The 18,798-nt window shown below is 67.5% G+C and carries 20 protein-coding genes; 11 read left to right on the forward strand and 9 right to left on the reverse strand.

Going from position 1 to position 18,798, the window contains the following annotated elements:
• Positions 1–97: 97 nt before the first annotated feature.
• Positions 98–430, forward strand: coding sequence for a hypothetical protein (locus ACFQQC_RS11775; protein ID WP_376862584.1), 333 nt, complete (start codon positions 98–100; stop codon positions 428–430).
• Positions 431–716: 286 nt separating this feature from the next.
• Positions 717–926: a hypothetical protein gene (locus ACFQQC_RS11780; RefSeq protein ID WP_376862585.1), complete on the forward strand. Its 210-nt coding sequence runs from the start codon at positions 717–719 to the stop codon at positions 924–926.
• Between the two features lie 306 nt (positions 927–1,232).
• On the opposite strand, the gene ACFQQC_RS11785 is transcribed toward ACFQQC_RS11780, so the two are convergent.
• Both ACFQQC_RS11785 and ACFQQC_RS11790 read right to left on the reverse strand, forming a co-directional pair.
• Positions 1,233–1,433 carry a hypothetical protein gene (locus ACFQQC_RS11785; RefSeq protein ID WP_376862586.1) on the reverse strand — a complete coding sequence of 67 codons (201 nt, stop codon included), beginning with the start codon at positions 1,431–1,433 and terminating at the stop codon, positions 1,233–1,235.
• A 353-nt stretch (positions 1,434–1,786) separates the two neighbouring features.
• On the reverse strand, positions 1,787–2,056 hold the full coding sequence (locus ACFQQC_RS11790; RefSeq protein WP_376862587.1) for a hypothetical protein: 270 nt from the start codon (positions 2,054–2,056) through the stop codon (positions 1,787–1,789).
• A gap of 317 nt (positions 2,057–2,373) precedes the next feature.
• On the opposite strand from ACFQQC_RS11790, the gene ACFQQC_RS11795 reads away from it, so the two are divergent.
• Complete coding sequence (locus tag ACFQQC_RS11795) at positions 2,374–2,538, forward strand: hypothetical protein (protein ID WP_376862588.1); 165 nt, start codon at positions 2,374–2,376, stop codon at positions 2,536–2,538.
• 505 nt (positions 2,539–3,043) lie between these two features.
• Here ACFQQC_RS11795 and ACFQQC_RS11800 read toward each other — a convergent pair.
• Together ACFQQC_RS11800 and ACFQQC_RS11805 are read right to left on the reverse strand one after the other, a co-directional pair.
• Positions 3,044–3,481, reverse strand: coding sequence for a hypothetical protein (locus ACFQQC_RS11800; RefSeq protein WP_376862589.1), 438 nt, complete (start codon positions 3,479–3,481; stop codon positions 3,044–3,046).
• A gap of 616 nt (positions 3,482–4,097) precedes the next feature.
• Positions 4,098–4,340 (reverse strand): hypothetical protein, encoded by a 243-nt coding sequence (locus ACFQQC_RS11805; RefSeq protein ID WP_376862590.1) that lies wholly within the window; start codon positions 4,338–4,340, stop codon positions 4,098–4,100.
• Positions 4,341–4,990: 650 nt separating this feature from the next.
• Between ACFQQC_RS11805 and ACFQQC_RS11810 the strand changes: the two genes are divergently transcribed.
• Together ACFQQC_RS11810 and ACFQQC_RS11815 are read left to right on the forward strand one after the other, a co-directional pair.
• On the forward strand, positions 4,991–5,233 hold the full coding sequence (locus tag ACFQQC_RS11810) for an OmpA family protein (protein WP_376862686.1): 243 nt from the start codon (positions 4,991–4,993) through the stop codon (positions 5,231–5,233).
• Positions 5,234–5,460: 227 nt separating this feature from the next.
• Complete coding sequence (locus ACFQQC_RS11815) at positions 5,461–5,694, forward strand: hypothetical protein (RefSeq protein WP_376862591.1); 234 nt, start codon at positions 5,461–5,463, stop codon at positions 5,692–5,694.
• Positions 5,695–6,021: 327 nt separating this feature from the next.
• On the opposite strand, the gene ACFQQC_RS11820 is transcribed toward ACFQQC_RS11815, so the two are convergent.
• The 4 genes from ACFQQC_RS11820 to ACFQQC_RS11835 form a co-directional block, all read right to left on the reverse strand.
• The gene (locus tag ACFQQC_RS11820; RefSeq protein ID WP_376862687.1) at positions 6,022–6,246 is read right to left on the reverse strand and encodes a helix-hairpin-helix domain-containing protein; all 225 of its coding nucleotides are present in this window, start codon (positions 6,244–6,246) and stop codon (positions 6,022–6,024) included.
• Positions 6,212–6,418 carry a hypothetical protein gene (locus tag ACFQQC_RS11825; protein ID WP_376862592.1) on the reverse strand — a complete coding sequence of 69 codons (207 nt, stop codon included), beginning with the start codon at positions 6,416–6,418 and terminating at the stop codon, positions 6,212–6,214. The genes ACFQQC_RS11820 and ACFQQC_RS11825 overlap by 35 nt, the downstream gene beginning before the upstream one ends.
• Positions 6,419–6,424: 6 nt before the next feature.
• Positions 6,425–6,688, reverse strand: a complete 264-nt coding sequence (locus ACFQQC_RS11830; RefSeq protein WP_376862593.1) for a DUF2171 domain-containing protein — start codon at positions 6,686–6,688, stop codon at positions 6,425–6,427.
• A 130-nt stretch (positions 6,689–6,818) separates the two neighbouring features.
• A complete protein-coding gene (locus tag ACFQQC_RS11835; RefSeq protein WP_376862594.1) occupies positions 6,819–7,118 on the reverse strand; it encodes a GFA family protein in 300 nt (99 codons plus the stop codon).
• Between the two features lie 348 nt (positions 7,119–7,466).
• Between ACFQQC_RS11835 and ACFQQC_RS11840 the strand changes: the two genes are divergently transcribed.
• The 5 genes from ACFQQC_RS11840 to ACFQQC_RS11860 all read left to right on the forward strand — a co-directional run bounded on the left by ACFQQC_RS11840 (position 7,467) and on the right by ACFQQC_RS11860 (position 18,046).
• A complete protein-coding gene (locus ACFQQC_RS11840) occupies positions 7,467–8,510 on the forward strand; it encodes a sensor histidine kinase (RefSeq protein WP_376862595.1) in 1,044 nt (347 codons plus the stop codon).
• On the forward strand, positions 8,507–8,911 hold the full coding sequence (locus tag ACFQQC_RS11845) for a response regulator (RefSeq protein WP_376862596.1): 405 nt from the start codon (positions 8,507–8,509) through the stop codon (positions 8,909–8,911). Before ACFQQC_RS11840 ends, ACFQQC_RS11845 begins: the two co-directional genes overlap by 4 nt.
• 139 nt (positions 8,912–9,050) lie before the next feature.
• Positions 9,051–12,344, forward strand: a complete 3,294-nt coding sequence (locus tag ACFQQC_RS11850; protein ID WP_376862597.1) for a PAS domain S-box protein — start codon at positions 9,051–9,053, stop codon at positions 12,342–12,344.
• A gap of 238 nt (positions 12,345–12,582) precedes the next feature.
• Positions 12,583–14,748, forward strand: a complete 2,166-nt coding sequence (locus ACFQQC_RS11855) for a catalase (protein WP_376862598.1) — start codon at positions 12,583–12,585, stop codon at positions 14,746–14,748.
• Positions 14,741–18,046 carry a helicase-related protein gene (locus tag ACFQQC_RS11860; RefSeq protein WP_376862599.1) on the forward strand — a complete coding sequence of 1,102 codons (3,306 nt, stop codon included), beginning with the start codon at positions 14,741–14,743 and terminating at the stop codon, positions 18,044–18,046. Before ACFQQC_RS11855 ends, ACFQQC_RS11860 begins: the two co-directional genes overlap by 8 nt.
• A gap of 36 nt (positions 18,047–18,082) precedes the next feature.
• Here ACFQQC_RS11860 and ACFQQC_RS11865 read toward each other — a convergent pair whose 3' ends face one another.
• On the reverse strand, positions 18,083–18,310 hold the full coding sequence (locus ACFQQC_RS11865; RefSeq protein ID WP_376862600.1) for a cysteine protease: 228 nt from the start codon (positions 18,308–18,310) through the stop codon (positions 18,083–18,085).
• Positions 18,311–18,465: 155 nt separating this feature from the next.
• On the opposite strand from ACFQQC_RS11865, the gene ACFQQC_RS11870 reads away from it, so the two are divergent.
• Positions 18,466–18,756: a hypothetical protein gene (locus ACFQQC_RS11870; protein WP_376862601.1), complete on the forward strand. Its 291-nt coding sequence runs from the start codon at positions 18,466–18,468 to the stop codon at positions 18,754–18,756.
• The last annotated feature ends 42 nt before the right edge of the window (positions 18,757–18,798 follow it).

Raw genomic sequence — 18,798 nt, forward strand, 5'->3', positions numbered from 1 at the left:
GCCATGACCGCCTGAAATGAAAGCGGCGTCGCACCTCGTCCAATGAAGGTCCGGTGCGACGCCGCCGACGGCCGGCCAGCCGATGGAAATGCCGAGCGTGCACAGATCTTACAACGGAAACCGCTCGGACGCACGCTTCACGTTAACTATTTTGGAGACCGTCATTCCCGCCCCGGCATGGCTGAACCGCGCGCGCGCCCAGCCCGGCGCGCGGGCGGTCGCCGGCCTGAGACACAGCCCCGTCATCAGGCGCAAAATCCGCGAGCTGGGCGCCACGGCGCCGGGCGTCCAGGCGAACGAGCACGAAACGCTGGGGGCGCGGGACATTATGGCCCGGCTGATGAACGAGCGAGGCTCCAATACCCTTCTCCATGAGGCGTTCGAAGCTGCCCCGGTTCGCCGGGGCGGCCTCCTTCTCTGGGGCTGTTAGGCTTCGGTGGGCGGCGGCTTGAATGCGCGCCGGATAGCGGCCTGAAGATTTTCCTGTGTCACGCCACATTCACTGAGGGTCAGCCAGGCGTCCCGGTTGGTCAGGGATGGAGAGAGTAGCGTGTGGAAACGCGCCTCCCACAGCTCGCCCAGCGCAGCGCGCACGACGCTGGTTTTCGCGGATCTGATGCGCCATGTCGTCCCCCGGTTCGGCGCCCGAGACTAATTGGGGTTGCCATGACACGGCAACCGTAGATTACTGAACGCTCCAATAACGGGAGGACACCATGAAACTGAAAGCTGCTTTCCTGGCCATCGCACTGGCCACGACCTCGGCCACCAGCGCGGGTTCCGCAACGATCACGCCGGCCCAGATCCCGACGACCAAACGGGTTGTGGACCTGACCGAGTGCCAGGTTCAGCACCTCGCCCGCTGCTACGTCATCTGGGGCGACTACGGCTGGTGTTACCAGCAGGCTCAGGACTACGCCTGCTGAGACCCCCGATTCCCTATCTCAGAACTTCCGCCCTCGCCGGAAAGCGGGCGGGGGCTTTTTTTCGTTCAGGGGCTGGGCGGAACCTGACCCGGGTAACCTTGGTTGGAGCCGCCGGCCGAAGGTCAGGGTTCGTTTCGCCGAACACCTCCAGGGCTGCGCTCCTCTCCGTCACCTGCTCGCAGCGCTCGGTGACGGGGATGTCGGCCTCAGTTGCTGCGGCCACTACTTCCGATGATCAGGAAAAGGGTCACGCCGAGAGCCATCGCAATGGCGAACACGGCGGCGAGTGTGATAGGTCCGGCCATCCTAGCGCCGCTCCGCGTCGATCAACTTCTGTACCCCCGGATCAGCGCTGGAGGCTATGACTTCCAGATCGAAAGCATCCAGCGCCTCGCGCTCGTCGGCAATCACACGAGGCTGGTCTGGTCGGAGTGTGGTCAATCGGTAGCGCGTTGATCGCACCTTCGTCCCGTCGGTCGAGATGTCCTCGACCTGGATCAGCTCCACGCCCTGCGTCTCTCGCAGGGGTGTCTTTCGCATCGGCATCGCGCGACCTCCCTGTTTCTAGAGGAGTCAGCGCCGTTCGGCGAGCGGGGTTCCTGAGTCGCAAGTCCGACATGGAACCACGCGGAGACGGCTCCGTTCGACATTCGGAACGTCTCCAACGTCCCCATCAAGGGAAGCCCCGGCGCCGACGCCCCTGTCGCCGGGGCTTCTTCGCGTCTGGAACTTCAGACGCCACAGCGCCCATGCGGTGTTCGAAGCTGACGCTCAACGGAACCGCCAGGGAACGTGGTCCGGCAATTTCCAGAAGCCTTGGGCGTGGAGGGCCGGATAGCAGGCCCCGCCACCGCCCTCGATCAGGCCATGGCCGCTTCCCGGCTGGTGTTGAGTATCAGAGGTCCCTCCTCATGCTCCACCGGCGCCAGGACGACGAACCTGGCCGCCCGTTCGCCTCCGCGAAGTCGCAACTCCAGTTCAACATCAGCGCCACCAGCCGCCAGCTTCATCGCCAGGTTGCGGGCTGCGTCCTCCGCAGCTCTTCCACTCGCAAACATCATCGGGTTGTCGACGTCCTCGACGTTCACCGTCCAACCTCCTTCAACGGGCTCAACGATGACCTTCTGCATGGTTCTCCCTCTTATCGACGAAGGCCCCCTCGTCCTTCGGGCGGTCGATTTGGGAGCAGTCGGGCTGGGGTCAAGAGGCGAATGAGAGGTCTCGAGAGTGAGGGACGCGACGCCCGACAATATTGAGGCCGCTGGAGGAAGTGGATCGTTATTCGCAACGCTATCGCGAGATCGGGACGATCACCGCTTGGCCCCTCTGCGAGTTGGATTGCCTCGTATGTGGCGGCTCCCAAGTCCTAGACGCGCGCCGGCGCGGCAGGCAAAGCTGAGGAACGGTCAGTCGGCGGTCGGGTTGATTTCCGCCTAAGGAGAACCCCATGACCGACGCCAACTCCCCTGATCGACTCCCGACCGAAAACGACACCGCTCGGCCGGAAGAAACCCGACCGTCTGACGATCCGCAGTCGGACAGTCCGGAGAAGAACCGCCAGGGCCCGGCCGGCGATCCCGTCGAGGGGATCGTCCAGACCCCGCCGGACTGATTGGAACGCTTATTGGGCTACGCGGTTTGCATCCCAGACCTCCGCCCCGGCGGGGAAGGCCCTTGAGGGCGGTGTGGCGGCTCCGAGCAGGGAGTCGCCGCCTTTTGTTCAGGAACGCTTAGGCACCTCGCGCTAACGTTCCGAGGTCTCTGCTTACGGCGGAGGCGCCTGTTAGGGCACGAGCGGCGGCCTTGGGGAGAAGGCCGCCGCTTTCGTTCGGAAATGTGCTGCCTCGAATAGGCTTGGCAGTCCGCCTTGCATGCCGAGCTCTGCCCGAAGTCGGCTTGACCGCTCAAAAGAAAACGTCGTCATCCTCGGCGCCTCGCATTGGCAAGGCTGCGCTTCTGGTTGTCGCCTCCGGACGCCATGACGAGCCGACGCGGCGCCGGCAGATGCGGACGCCCCCGTCTGACGGGCGGTTGGACATCTTGAGGTTCCCGCGGCGTCGACGTTTGCGAACGGATGTGCGTCAGCGGATGTCGCGTCGCGCGCGTCCACATCAGATTTAATCGACGGAAGCCTGGCGCGAGGCCCATTCGAGGAAACTTCCCACGGACTGAAACTTCAGTTCGGGCGGCGGTTCGCCCCCACACAGCAGCCGGCCAACTGCCAGTAATCCCGGGTCCTGAATGAGCGGCGCCGCTTCGGCGTCGTGCGCCAGGCGCTGTCCTTCGCCCCTACCTCGAAACCCCGTGATGGCCACGGTCAGGATCGTCGAGCTTGAACAATCAAGGTCGTGCTCCACCAGGATGTACCCCGGGCTCGGCGCCACCCCTCTGGCTGTTGCGATCATGGAGAACGTACGGCGTGACCCGACGCGCGCGACGCTGTCGAGATCAAGGGCGACGGCAATGCTGTTGTCGGTCGGGATGTACCGGAAGTCCTGCGCCTCCGCAGCCAGCGGCAGGGCCAGGACGAAGAGAGCCAGGAGGAATGAGCGCATCGGTACTCTCCAGTTGTCGCCCACTATCCCGAAGGCCCTGCGCACAGTCGAGTGCTGCTTCAGATCGCACTGCTTGATCTCCGGAGAAGGCTTTAAAAGGGGAAGCGCGCGATGGTTTTAGTGCGATTTCACGAGGCCGGCCTCGATGCGGCCGGCTTGTCGGTCACAATCGCTGGCAATCTGGAGGAGACGAAGGGCCAGGAGGGGATCTTTCGACACCAGGGCCACCACTCTAGCCTGATGGGCTTCAATCCTTAACCTCGCGACTTCCGACTGCATGCCGTCGCTAAGCGGCGGAGTCGATGACCGTTCCATCCGATTCGTCGGAGCCCTGACAGCAGAGGGTGACAACGACATGGCTTCGGAGACGAAAGACCTGTCCGAGCTGACCGCTCGGTTCGACTTCGACAGTGCGATGGACTCTCACCTGGACCAACGTCTTCAGCGCTAACCCGGTGTATCCGAGCGTAGGGTCCGGCTTCTTGTGCCCAACAGCGCTTGGATATGCGGATGTCTGCGCTCCGACACGTGGGTCGCGAAATCGGGTCGGTTCGCGCGCGACAGGCGGCACCGACGGAATAAAATAACCCCGGGCCTTCCCCCGGGGTTATCGTCGTCAGCCTTCCGGCGTGACGGTGATCTGGCAGATGAGGACGCTCGGACACTCCCAGTGACCGCCGATGACGTCGCCGTAGGCGTTTCGTTCTTCAACCCACCAGCAGTTGCAGTTCGGATCGGCGGCGGCGACCGAAGGCATGATGATCGAACCGAAGAGCGCCACGGCGCTCAGGAGACCGAGTTTCTTTTTCATCGATAGTCCCTCCACTGCGACGGAAGCGTCGCTGTTGGAGTGAGCCATGAAACCCTCCGAACGTGCAAGCGCAATCCGGAACTAACCATAAGTTATCAGGGCGAACCATGGCCGGCGACGGCGCTCCTGAGCCGGTGAAGGTTTGGTGCGCCGCCGCCGTAGCCAGCCGTCGAGCCTGACGTCTGACCTGAAAACCAATATGCAAGGTCCCGGCCATCGATCCGGGACTGCGTATCAATCCTGAGATCGTTTGGAGACTGAGGCCGAACCGACATGACCGCCCCTTGCGCGCCCAAATCATGCGTGAGCCGCAAGCGCGTTGAATGAAATCCGCAGCAGCAGCCGGGCCCATTCAACGGACCCGGCATTCGTCCGCGAGGGGGTGGGACGCAGACGTCGACCGTGAGCGAGAGCAGAGCCTTTTTTGGCCCTCCGGGCGACGCAGACATCTCAGAGAAACGGGGTGCTATGACTCGCGCTTTCCTCACATTCGCGCCGATAGGCGCGGTTCTATTGGGTCAGGTCATTCTGCTGGCCGCCGGCAACGCCGTGGCGCGGCAATCCACGCAAGCAGACCAGGATATCCTCGCCGCAGACCGACTGTACCGTGTGGTGTATCTTGACCTGGACAGCGCCGAGATTCGCCCCGAGGCCGCGCCGAAACTCGATGCACAGGCGAGGTGGCTGCTGCACAATCCGTGGGCCACTGCGCGGATCGAAGGCAACACGGACCTAGAGGCTCACGTCACTACAACCTGGCGCTGGGCGACCGTCGCGCTCACGCCGTCCGCGACCATCTCATCGATCACGGCGTCGCGCCCAGCCGGATGGAGGCGATCAGTTTCGGCGAGGATCGACCGGTCGCCGAAGGTTCGAGCGTTGATGGTCTGGCACGGAACCGCAACACGCTCACGGTCATCATAGCCAATGATGCGCGGTGACTGTCCCGCGACCGCAGGACCGGTCTGGAACGGTTCGAAAGCGGAGACCTCCTCGCCTTGATCCTATGAGAATGCAAATCCGCCAATCTGCGCCAAACCGCGAAGCGCACGTGGAGAACCGCTGCGGCTTTGAGAAGCGATCGGGTCGTGCGGGGAAACCGACACAGGAACCGCCACGCGGGTGTCGCACTGAACCATGGGGAAAACGGGGAGATCACACCGTGCCGATGCGCAAGACACCCCTGCGACAGACGCAGGGCACAAGGCTGATCCAGGGCGACGAGCCGTCGGAGAACGGGCTGAACGCCCGCTCCACACACGATCGGGTGACCACGCTTGAACCCGATCAGCCGCGCCTGCTGACCGACGCATGGGCTGCGCTGGACGCCGTCGACCCGGACATCATCGCCTCCAGCAGCGCCCCCTCGGTGCAACAGTCAATCGAGCGGGGTCGCATTTGATGGAGTTGCAGATCGTCTTCGTTATCATCGGGATAATGGCCGCATTTCTGCTGCTCGGCATCATCGCCGTGCTGGGCGGCAACCGTCGACATCGCCGCTGAGACATATCCGCGCGCCGTCGGCCAGCGGACAGACCTCCCGACCGGATCGGTCTACAGGGTCTGCGCGTCCGAGACCTCGCCTGGGAGCGGGCGCGGCGGCCCGACAGCCTCCCCCGGGCAAATCCCGTCGGGCCGCCTCCCGGCTTTCCACGCCGCAAGAGCGTCTTCGCTGGACGGATCGTCCGCCTCGATACTCGCGGGGTGTTCTCGCCTCGGGACGGGGGCGTCAGGTGGTCTCGACTGCGATATGGGCGCCAGCGTCATCGGTCTTGCCCGCCAGGCCGGGGACCTCGCTCAACTGACGAAGATGGGTGAAGCGCCCCCACGCCTCGCGATAGCGAACAATCTCGAAGCCATGACCGCGCAAGCCGTCGATGCGGTCAAGCTCCTCCGCCGTCGCTGTGTCAGGTCGAGTCTCAAGGCGCGCCCTCAGCAGGGTCGACCGGGCGATGTTCGAGCGCGAATGTGATCGCCTCTATGTCCACCTTCAGCTTGACCAGATCCCGGATCCGGTCGTGATTGCCATGGATCGCCGCGTCGACGGCTGTCGGCCAGACCTTGGCCTCTAGCGCCTCGCGCAGCGCCACAAGGCGGGTGGCGATGGCCGTACTGTCGAGGTTCATTCGGCGCTACTTCCGGTCGGCGATCGCCTCGCCGCCTTCCTCTTCCTCCAGCAACGCCGCGTTGTCTGAGTTGGCGGACAGCCGGACCTGATTGCCTTCGATTTCGGCGACGAGACCGCCGGAGAGGTAGTGGTGATGGTCGCTGTGCGACCCGCTGTCGGCTTTGGTGAGCTTGATCCGGTCGCCTTCAACCCTGTCGACGGTGCCGAGATGGACGCCGTCGGCGCCGATGACTTCCATGTGCTCTTTGATCTGCGAGAGGTCCGTCATGTGGGTCTCCTTTTGACAGCCACAGCTAACGGGGCCGAACGCCCGACGTTCCCGAGCGTCGGACCAGGCGCCATGCCCGGGAAACTTCGGGTCGGCGCCGGGGACGACACACCGTCGCCGTCGCCGAACATCAGGCAAGGCGGTTGGCCGTGTGCTGCGGTGTGTCGAGGGGGCGAAGCCAGGGTTCACGGCGCGAAACCCAGGACTCGTATTCAGGGGCGAGCAAGCCCGGCTCATCCAGACTTCCCAGCGAGATTTCCACCTCATCGCCGTTGACGGCGAGGATGCGTGAACCACAGTCACCGCAGAACCGTCGGTCGTAGCCGGACGAGCTGAACCAGCTGCGCGGCGTGCCCGTCACTTCCACGGCCTCCGCCGGGAAGACGACGAACGGGTTGAAGGCCGAGGCGTGGGCCTTCCGGCAGACCATGCAGTGGCAGAGCCCTGTCCGCAAAGGGTCGGACAGAGTTTTGAAGCGGATAGCACCGCAGGCGCATCCGCCGCGGAGAGATCTTACGTCGGCTGGCATGTGGCCTCCAACGCCGACCCCGGCGCTTCGATCCGTCGTCGAGGGTCCAGGTTCACGACCGAGCCACCCGCCCTACTCGCGCCGGGGCCGGCCTCGTCGAGCGAAGGGTTTATCCAGGGGGCGGGCTGTAGACGCTTCCGGACGGGGCGCGCAGCGGCGGAACGATCTTGCGGGGCCGCCCCTTTAGCAAGCGCAGCCATAAGCATTGCGGTGGACGGTTTGAGCCGAGAGCAACTCAGGTTGGACGCCTTGGCGTCCTACCGGATCATGGATACGCCCCGGGAACGCGACTTCGATGACGTCGCCACCCTCACGGCGCGCATTTGCGATGCGCCCATCGCCGTGGTTAACCTGATCGGATCGGATCGGCAGTTCTTCAAGGCTGAGGTGGGTCTGGGCGTGCGCGAGACGCCGCTCGACACATCCTTCTGCGCCAAGGCCATTCTGGAAGAAGACTTTCTGGAAGTGCCCGACGCGCGGCGGGATCCACGCTTTGAATGCAATCCCCTGGTGACGGCCGAGAACGGATTGCGGTTCTATGCCGGGAAGCTGCTGAAGACGGCGGAGGGACTGCCGATCGGCACCCTGTGCGTGCTGGACACGCGGCCGCGCGCGCTGGATCCGCTCCAGCGCCAGGCCCTGGATGTTCTGGGACGGCAGGTCATGTCGCAGCTCGAGTTGAGACGCGTCCTGTTCCAGAAGGACGAACTCCTGGAACAGCGTCGCCTGGTGCAGCAGGAGACCACCCACCGGCTGAAAAACACGATGACGCTGGTTCAGGCCATTGCGAGCCAGACGCTGCGCACGGAGTCGGCGCCCCACGCCCTGGCGGACTTCCAGGGCCGCCTGCAGTCGTTGTCCGCCGCTCACGACGTCCTGCTCCGCGACGACTGGGAGGACGTCGACCTGGGCGGTCTGCTGACCGACGTGCTGACCGGTCTGGCTCCCGCTGAACGCTTCGAGCTTCGCGGTCCGCCCGTCGTTCTGGGGGCCAGGGCTGCGCTGTCCATGTCCCTGATCGCCCATGAATTGGCCACGAACGCGCTCAAACATGGCGCGTTGTCGAACACGGAGGGCCGGGTGACCCTGCTCTGGCGCATTGAAGGGGGCGACCTGCTCCTGGAGTGGTCCGAGCGCGGGGGTCCGCCGGTGTCCCCGCCCGCACGCAGGGGATTCGGCTCCAAACTGATCCAGGCCGGTTTGATTGGATCTGGAAAGGTCGATCTGCGTTACGAGGCCCGTGGATTAAACGCGGTGTTGACGGCGTCGCTTGAGGAGCTCCGCCTGTCATGATCAGCGACGACCGTTCGCCTCCTCCGAACCCCGAGCGATACGTCCTCGTCGTCGAGGACGAACCCATCGTGCGCATGGCCGCCCTGCAGGCGGTCGCCGAGGCCGGCTTTACGCCCGTCGAGGCCCGCAACGCCGCTGAAGCCGTGCAGATTCTGGAGGCGCGGACGGATATCCGCATCGTCTTCACGGACATCGATATGCCCGGCGGCCTGAGCGGCGCGCAGCTCGCAGTCGCCATCCGGGACCGGTGGCCGCCGATCGAGATCATCCTGACCTCCGGCAACCTTCGGCCGGCGGCCGAACTGCTGCCCGCGCGATCCATCTTCCTGGCCAAGCCGTATTCGGATGCGAAACTCGCCAGGACGCTATGGTCTTTCGTCGGCGACGGACAGCCAAACTGACCGCTGGACGCGGGGCGGCGTCGGGTGACGGGTATTTGGGGGATAAGAGGAAGACCATGAACGGACCTCAGTCTGACACAGCGCGTCCGCGACGCGACGCCCTTCCCCGCGCCTGGCGCCCGGTTCAGGCTGGCGATTAATGACGGCGTCGCCTCCCTCCCCCTGCGATACTGCGCCGGAGGCGCGCCTCGCCGCCGCCCTGGAGGGCCAACGCCTGGCCGAAGCCGCGCTCGCGGCCCTCGAAGAGCGTTACCGGCTCGCCGCCCTGGCCACGAACGATGCGATCTGGGACTGGGATTTCGCGAGCAATCACGTCGCCTGGAATGCGGCGCTCGAAGCCAGCTACGGCCATGCGCCCTCGGACGTCGATCGCACAGGCGAGTGGTGGATCGCCCAGATCCATCCGGAGGACCGCAACCGGATCGACGAGAGCATCCATTCGGCGATCGACGGCGGTGCGATGAGCTGGAGCGATGAATACCGCTTCCGGCGCGCCGACGGATCCTATGCACAAATCCTGGATCGGGGCAGCATCATCCGGAATTCGGAAGGGCGGGCCGAGCGGATGATCGGGGCCATGCTCGACCTGTCCGAACTCCAGGCGAGCCGCATCGCCCTGGCCGTCAGCGAGGAACGGCTGCGACTGGCGACCCAGGCGGCCGAAGTCGGCTTCTGGGATGTCGACATCGTCAGGGACGAACTCATCTGGCCGCCGATCGTCAAGGGCATGTTCGGCATCTCGCCGGATGAACCCGTCTCGATGACCGACTTCTATGAAGGCCTGCACCCGGAGGACCGGGACCAGGCGGTCGCGGCCTTCCACGCGGCGTGCGATCCCGTCCAGCGCGCCCTCTACGACGTCGAGTATCGCACGGTCGGCAAGGGAGACGGGGTCGTCCGCTGGGTGGCGGCCAAGGGTCGGGGGCTGTTCGACGAGACGGACGCCTGCGTTCGGGTGGTCGGGACGGCGATCGACATCACCGCCCGCAAGGCCGCGGACCGCGCCCTGAGAGAGAGCGAGAGCCGCCTGCGGTTTCTCCGCACGCTCGACGAGTCGCTGCAGGAGGCGGCCACCGCACCCGAAGCGATGCTGCTGGCGGCCGGCCTGCTCGCCGAACGCCTGGGCGCGTCCCGGTGCGCCTATGCCGACGTCGATGCGGACAATGACCAGTTCCATATCCGCGACGACTACACCGCCCCGGGCGTGAAGACCTCCGCCGGAGCCTACAGCCTGGACCTGTTCGGCTCGCGGGCTGCGGCCGACATGCGGTCGGGTCGCACGCTGGTGGTGAAGGACGTAGCTGGCGAGCTGGAGCCCGCCGACGGCCGGGACATGTTCCTGTCGATCGACATCGCCGCCATCGTCTGCTGCCCGCTGGTCAAGGACGATCGCCTCGTCGCCATGATGGCGGTCCACCAGACGCGGCCGCGGGACTGGACGGACGAGGACATCCGGCTCGTGGAGACCGTCGTCGAGCGCTGCTGGGCGCAGGTCCAGAGGGTCGGGGCCGAGGCGCGCCTCCGGGAGAGCGAGGCCCGCTACCGCACCCTGTTCGAGGCGGTCGACGTCGGATTCTGTGTCGTCGAGATGCGGTTCGAAGGGGATCGCGCCGTCGACTACCGCTTCATCGAGGCCAATCCGGCGTTCGAGCGTCAGACCGGTCTGGTCGACGCCGTCGGCGGCTGGGCGAGCGAACTGGTGCCTGGCCTGGAGCCGCAGTGGTTCGAGAGCTATGGGGCGGTCGCCCGAAGCGGCGTCGCGACCCGGTTCGAGAACGGATCGGAAGCCATGGGCCGCTGGTTCGACGTCCACGCCTTCCCGACCGGCCAGCCCGGGGAGGACCGGGTCGCCATCCTCTTCAACGACATCAGCGCCCGCAAGGCCGCCGAGACCCAGCTGCTTCAGCTCAACGACACCCTGGAGCGCCAGGTGGCGGAGCGGACCGCCGAGCTGCGCCAGTACCATGACATCGTGGAGGCCACGGCGTCGGCGATCTGCGCCTTCGATCAGGACTTCCGTCTCGTCGCCTTCAACAAGGCGCACAACGACGCCTTCCGACGGGTCAACGGATTCGACACGCGCATCGGCGACGTCTTCCCCGAGCTGTTCGACGACCCGCAACGCACGGCGATGCGGACCTTGATGGCGCGGGCCCTGTCCGGCGAAAGCTTCACCGTCACAGAAGTGTTCGGCCGCCCCGAATACGGCCAGCCGGAGTGGGAGATCACCTACACCCCCCTGCGCGACGAGCGCGGGACCATCGTCGCCGCCTTCCACGTCGCCACCGATATCTCCGAGCGTCGGCAGGCCGAGGCGGAACTGCTGGCGGCCCAGGAGGCCCTGCGGCAAAGCCAGAAGATGGAGGCGATGGGCAGCCTCACCGGCGGGGTCGCCCATGACTTCAACAACCTGCTGACGCCGATCGTCGGCAGCCTGGATCTCCTGCACCGCCGCGGCGTGGGCGATGAGCGAGAGCGGCGCCTGATCGACGGCGCCATCCAGTCCGCGGAGCGCGCCCGCGTGCTCGTCCAGCGCCTGCTGGCCTTCGCCCGTCGTCAGCCCCTGCAGCCCCGACCGGTCGACATCGGCGCGTTGGTGAGCGGCATGGCGGAACTGGTCGCCAGCACCTCCGGCCCCCAGACCCGGGTGATCGTCGACGTCGCCGAGGGCTTGCCGTCGGCCGTGGCGGACGAGAACCAGATCGAGATGGCGATCCTGAACCTGAGCGTGAACGCCCGCGACGCCATGCCCAACGGGGGACGACTGATCCTGTCGGCGCAGGTCGAGGACGTCGGTCCGGATCACCCGGCCGGCCTGGAGCCCGGCCCCTATGTCCGGATTTCGGTCGCCGACACGGGGAAGGGCATGGACGCCGAGACGCTCCGGCGATCGATCGAGCCGTTCTTCTCGACAAAGGGGATCGGTCAGGGCACCGGGCTGGGTCTGTCCATGGTGCATGGCTTGGCGGCCCAGCTCGGCGGCGCGCTGACCATCGACAGTCGTCCCGGGGTCGGCACGGATGTCGGCCTCTGGCTGCCGGCGACCAGCATGGCCGCCGTCGATGCGGAGGCGCCCGACACGACCGCCTTCGCCGCAACCGGCGTCGTGCTGCTGGTCGATGACGAGGACATTGTCCGCTCCAGCACCGCCGCCATGCTGGCGGACCTCGGCTATGAGGTGATCGAAGCGGGGTCCGCGGAAGCCGCGCTCGACCTCCTGAACGGCGGCGCATCGCCCGACGTCCTGGTCACGGATCATCTGATGCCGGGGTTGTCCGGGACGGACCTGGCCCGGGTTTTCCGGAGCCGCTTCCCGGATCGGCGCCTGCTGATCATCTCGGGCTACGCCGACGTCGAGGGCATCGACCCTGACCTGCCGCGGCTGGTCAAGCCCTTCCGCCTGCGCGACCTGGCGACCAGCCTCGAAGGCTGACGGCGCCCCGGCGACGCATCGCCTGTCATGTCCCAGGCTCCGCGCCGGTCCGCCCTGGCGAACGGTTTCAGCTGAGTGGATCAGCGTCGCCGCCGGCTAACGAGGCCGGCGACGGCCGATCGCGACGTCGGCGAACGGACTTAGGAACCGGCAGGCGGGCGACGGATTGGCAGACGGGGCGCGGACGCCCGGTCGCAGGGGCGACGGTCCGCGCCTCCTCTCACCAGAAGGTTCGCCCATGGCCCGCGCCAAGACATCCGCTCCCCGCAGCAAGCCCGCCACCGCGCCCCGTCGGAAGGCCGTGTCAGACACCGGGTCGGGCGCCGCATCGGGAGCGGCAACAGGGGCCGCGACCGGGAACGGCGGCGAGCGCCACGAGCACGCCGCGGCCCCGGACCAGCGGATCACCACCAACCACGGCGTCCCCGTCAGCGACAACCAGAACTCGCTGAAAGCCGGACGCCGTGGACCGTCCCTGCTCGAGGACTTCGTCCTGCGCGAGAAGATCCACCACTTCGACCACGAGCGCATCCCCGAGCGGATCGTCCACGCCCGCGGCAACGCCGCCCACGGCGTGTTCGAACTGACTGAAAGCCTGGCGGGCCTGACCCGCGCCCGCATCCTGACCGAGGTCGGCGAGAAGACCGAGGTCTTCGTCCGCTTCTCGACGGTCGCCGGCGGGGCCGGATCGGTGGACACGCCCCGCGACGTGCGCGGCTTCGCCGTCAAATTCTACACCCGGGAAGGCAACTGGGACCTCGTCGGCAACAACATCCCGGTCTTCTTCATCCAGGATGCGATCAAATTCCCCGACCTGGTCCATGCGGTGAAGATGGAGGCGGATCGCGGCTTCCCGCAGGCCGCCAGCGCGCACGACACCTTCTGGGACTGGATCGGCCTGATGCCCGAAGCCACCCACATGGTCATGTGGCAGATGTCGGACCGGACCATCCCCCGCTCCTACCGCATGATCGAGGGCTTCGGCGTCAACACCTTCCGCCTGCTCAATGAGGCGGATGAGGCCGTGTTCGTGAAATTCCACTGGCGGCCACGCTTGGGAACCCAGTCCACCTGCTGGGACGAGGCGGTGAAGATCGCGGGGGCCGACCCGGATTATCTGCGGCGGGATCTCTGGGACGCCGTTGACAAGGGCGACTTCCCCGAATGGGATTTCGCGGTGCAGGTGCTGACCCAGGCCGAGGCGGACGCCCTGCCCTTCGACATCCTGGACGCGACCAAGCTGATCCCGGAGGAGCTCCATCCGCTGCGGGTGATCGGCAAGCTGACGCTCAACCGCAACCCGGACAATTTCTTCGCCGAGACCGAGCAGGTCGCCTTCCTGCCCAGCAACATCCCGCCCGGCATCGATTTCTCGGAGGACCCGTTGCTGCAGGGACGGCTGTTCTCCTACCAGGACACCCAGCTGTCCCGGCTGGGCACGGTGAATTTCCATCAGCTCCCGATCAACCAGACCAGGGGCTGCCCCTTCCAGAATTTCCAGCGGGACGGACAGATGCAGATGGCCGTGCCGAAGGGGCGCGCCAACTACGAGCCCAACAGCCTGGCCGAGGCCGGAGAGGCGGGCGGCCCGCGGGAGGACCCGGCGGGCGGCTTCCGCAGCTTCCGCACGCCGGTCGAGGAGGGCAAGGTCCGGCTGCGCGCCGAAAGCTTCGCCGATCACTTCAGCCAGGCGCGGCTGTTCTACCGGTCGCAGAGCGAAATCGAACAGGCCCACCTGGCCAGCGCCCTGGTGTTCGAACTGTCGAAGGTCACGCTTCCCCATGTGCGCCTGCGCGTGCTGGCCAATCTGCGCAACGTCGATGAAGACCTGGCGGCCCGCGTCGCCGACGGCCTGGCCATGGACCTGCCGGACGCCTCGGTTCCCGCCGCGCCGCCGGTCGATCTGGCGGACAGCCCCGCGCTGCGGATCGTCGGCAAGTATCCGGACACGCTGAAGGGGCGCCTGGTCGGCCTGCTCGTCGCTGACGGAACCGACGGCGACGCGGTGACGCGGGTGAAGACCGCGGCCGAAGCCGCCGGAGCGCAGGTGCAGATCATCGCGCCGAAGATCGGCGGGGTGACGCTGAAGGACGGCTCCGCCCTCCTCGCCGACCGGCAGCTCCAGGGTGCGCCCTCGGTGCTGTTTGACGCCGTCGCCCTGGTTCTCTCCGAAGAGGGGTGCGCCCGGCTGGTTGAGGACAGCGCCGCCGTGGACTTCGTGCGGGACGCCTTCGGGCACCTGAAAGCCATCGGCCATACGGCGGAGGCGCAACCGCTGCTCGACAAGGCGTCGGTGGAGCCGGATGCGGGCGTGATCGTCCTGGGCAAGTCCGTCAAGGCTTTCACGTCCGCCGCCGCAACGCGTCAGTGGGATCGCGAACCCAAGGTGCGAGACCTTGCCTGAGCCCCGATCGACGGCGGCCGACGGGTCGCCTGAGGGGGCGCTGGGCGAAACCCCGCTGGTCGGGGGCGCCGCGGAGGCGGAGCCGGCCGGCAAACCGGGCCGGTCCAGCCCCGCCCTGATCGCCGCCCGGCTCGTCGAGCGGATGACGGACGGTCAGACGGTGCTGGTGACCACCGGCGAGACCCGGGCGGACGAGATCGGTCGGGCGCTCGCCGGTCTGGCCGATCCGGAGGTCGAGGTCCTGGTTCTTCCGCCATGGGACAGCCTGCCCTACGACCACGCCTCGCCCTCCCGGGAATGCCAGGGGCGACGCCTGGCGGTGCTCCGCCGCCTGTCGGAACCGGGCCCGCGCCAGGTGCTGGTCGTCTCCCCCGATGCGGCGCTCCAGCGCCTGCCCCCGCCGGAGGCCCGGGCCGCGACCTTTTCCCTTGGGGCCGGAGAGCCGCTTGATCGGGACGCCCTGGCGGCCTTCGCGCGCCGGACCGGCTACCTGTTCGATGACCGCGTGGATTCGCCGGGCGAGATCGCCCTTCTCGGGGAGGTCGTCGATGTCTATCCGCCCGCAGCGCCGCGCCCGATCCGGGTCACCCTCGTGGACGACCGGATCGAGACCCTGCGATGGTTCGATCCCTTGTCGCAGCGGTCTGAGGACGATCTCGACGCCGCGGTTCTCATCGGTGCCTCCGAACTGCATCTCCCGGACGACGTCGAGCGGGACAACGGCTGCGAGCACCGGATGGCGGAGGCCGTTGGTCCACTTGAGACCCTGTTCGATCTGATCGGCGGGGCGACGCTCTTCGTGGAGGCGGACACGGCGGCCCGATGCGAACGCTTCCTCGACGTCGTCCGGGAGGGCCACGCCGCCGCCGGGACCTTCGGCGCGTCCCCCGCGCGACCGGCCGACCCCGCCGGCCTGTACCTGACCGCCGCGGAGGCGAAGACGGCCCTGGCCTCCGCAGTTTTGCTGGACCCGCCGGCGGACGCCGCCGCCCTGCCGGTCTTCGCGAGCGAACGCAGCCCCGGGCGGGCGCTGAAGACCTTCATCGGCGACCGTCAGGCCGCGGGCCGACGCGTCGTTTTCGCCGCGACCGAAACGGAGCTGCGCCTGATCGCCCGCCTCCTGAAACGCCAGTCGCTGGACCTCCCGCCGCCTGTCCCGCGCTGGGCCGACGCCTGCGCGGCGCCCCCGGGCGCGCTTGTCGCCCTCGTCGCCGATCCGGGCGCGGGATACGATGACCCGGCGACGAACCTGACCCTGCTGAGTGCGACCGATGTGCTCGGCGGCCGCGTCGCCCGACCCGTGTCCCAGGCGGCCAGTGTGATCGGCGAGCCGGAGCTTCGGGTGGGCGACGTCGTCATCCATGAGGCGCATGGCCTCGGCGTGCTCCAGGCTTTGGAGCGCGTCTCGGTCGACGGCTTCGAGCGCGACGTGCTGAGGCTTGAGTATCGGGGCGGGGCGACAGTGCTCGCGCCGATGGAGGAATTCGGCCGGATCTGGCGTTACGGCTCCGAGCCGTCGGCGGTGACCCTCGACACGCTCGGGTCGGACGCCTGGCTGCGGCGGCGCGCGGAGGTCAGCGCGCAGATCGATCAGACCGCGGCCCGGCTGGTGGCCCTGGCGGCCGCCAAGGCGCAGGCGGAAACCGCGCCGATCCGCCCCCCGCGCCAGGCCTACGCCGCCTTCGTCGCCCGCTTCCCCTTCCCCGAATCCGCCGATCAGTCCGCGGCCATCGCCGCCGTCTTGGACGACCTGGAGAGCGGCCGGCCGATGAACCGGCTGGTCTGCGGCGACGTCGGCTTCGGCAAGACCGAGATCGCCCTGCGCGCCGCGGCGGCTGTCGCCCTGGCCGGACGCCAGGTCGCGGTCGCCGCCCCCACCACCGTGCTCGCCCGCCAGCATTTCCAGACCTTCCTGCGCCGCTTCCGCGACACCGGCCTCCAGATCGCCCACCTCTCCCGTCTGGTCGACAGCCGGGCGTCCGCGGCGGTTCGGGCGGGCCTGGCTGACGGCTCCATTTCCATTGTCGTGGGGACCCAGGCGCTCGCCTCGGACGGGCTCGCCTTCGCCGACCTCGGCCTGGTGATCATCGACGAGGAGCAGCGGTTCGGCTCGCGGCTGAAGGACGGGTTGCGCGAACGGGCGGATCACGCCCTGACCCTGACGGCCACGCCCATTCCCCGGACGCTGCAGGCCGCCCTGGTGGGCCTGACCGAGGTCAGCCTCATCACCACCCCGCCGGCGCGGCGCCGTCCGATCCGCACCGTCACTACCGCGCTGGAGCCCGCCTCGCTGCGCACCGCCCTGCTGCGCGAAAAGCGACGGGGCGGCCAGAGCTTCGTGGTGTGCCCCCGCATCGAGGACCTGGAGCCTATGCGACGCCGGTTGGAAACCCTGACGCCTGAGCTTCGCGTCGTCATGGTGCACGGCAAGATGCCGGTCGCCGAGGTCGATGAGGCCATGGTGGGCTTCGCCGACGGCGCCGGCGACATTCTGCTGGCCACCAACATCATCGAAAGCGGGCTCGACGTGCCACGGGCGAACACCATCGTCGTCTGGCGGCCGGACCGCTTTGGCCTGGCCCAGCTTCACCAGCTCCGGGGACGCGTCGGTCGCGGCCGAACACAGGGCTTCGCCTGTCTGCTGACGGATCCTGACGACGACATCGCCGAGGGAACCCTGGCCCGACTGGCCACCCTGGAGGCCTTTGACCGGCTGGGGTCGGGCTTCGCCATCAGCGCTCGGGACTTCGACCTGCGCGGGGGCGGCGACCTCGTCGGCGATGAGCAGGCCGGGCATATGACCCTGATCGGTCCGAGCCTCTACCAGCGGGTGCTCGAGCGCGCGGTGCGTACGGCGCGCGGTGAAGAGCCGCCGCCGGACCTCTCGCCGCCGCGTATCGGGGAGACCGCCTTCCTGCCGGAAGAGTTCATTCCGGACGCGACGATGCGGATCAATCTCTACGCCCGGCTGGCCCGCGTCGTCTCCGCAGCCGAGGTGGACGCCCTGGAGGACGAGATCGCTGATCGGTTCGGGACGCCCCCGCCCCCCGTCGCCGCCCTCGTTTCAGCGACGCGCCTTTCGGCGCTCGCCGCCGAGGCGGGCGTGACGCGCATCTGCTCCGGACCTAAGGCGACCGCCTTCACACTCTCGCCTGCCCGCGCCAGGGCGTTGCGGCGGCGTCTTCCGGACAAGGAGTCCCGGCGGTGGGCGGAGGATCGGCTGATCTTCGACGCCGAACAGGAGGGGGAGCATGACCCCGCCTTTCTGGCGGCCGTCCTCGCGGAACTCGCCGCCTGATCGACGACCGGTCCGCTCAGGTCCGTCGACGCCGGATTATCGCTTCCCCGGCGTCCGACCGCTCCAGCGGCCCGGCTTTGGGAGCCGAGCCTGCTGGCCTCGCGGCTGCGGCGGCAGGGCGCGCCCGCGCTTGCGGCGGGACTGGTACAGCTCCCAGGCCAGGGTCGCGAGCGCCAGCTTGCCGGCGTGGCGTCCGGCCAGGCGACGACCGCTTTTCGACAGAAGAATGCCGCCCACGGCAGCGGCGAGACGGGACAGGGACATGGGGGGGCTCCAGCAACAGGGTCTGAACGCGGGTCGCCGCGCCCGGTTCTCCCCGTTTGGGAGCGTTTGCGTCGGCGTGACCGGATCTTCCGGCAATCACCGAAAGTCTCGAGTGCGGACGTTGAACCCGTGCGAAGCTGTCGGGTTGGAGCCAAATGGACAATTCCGATCCCGTCACCTGTCGGCGAGCCCTGCGTGAGATCGCCGAGATCGCCGCCGTCGCCCGCCTTCAGGACAGTCAGATGTCTGGGCAGGAAGCCCTCGCGGCGATTTCAGCGATCGCCGACTGGGTCATCGACACTGCCCCGCGGGCGGAAACTGTGTGCAGTGATATCGTCACCCGGATTGACGCCGTGACCCAGGGTGTGGACGTCGACAATCTGGATGACGAAAACGCGTCGCGGATGTTCGCCACTGTCGTCCGTCTCCTGGGCGCCAAGGTCTGACCCGGTATCCGAGAGTCTCAGTTTCCGCTCGAAGCTCAGCCT

It is taken from the genome of Brevundimonas sp. GCM10030266, assembly GCF_042666595.1.
Lineage (GTDB): Bacteria > Pseudomonadota > Alphaproteobacteria > Caulobacterales > Caulobacteraceae > Brevundimonas.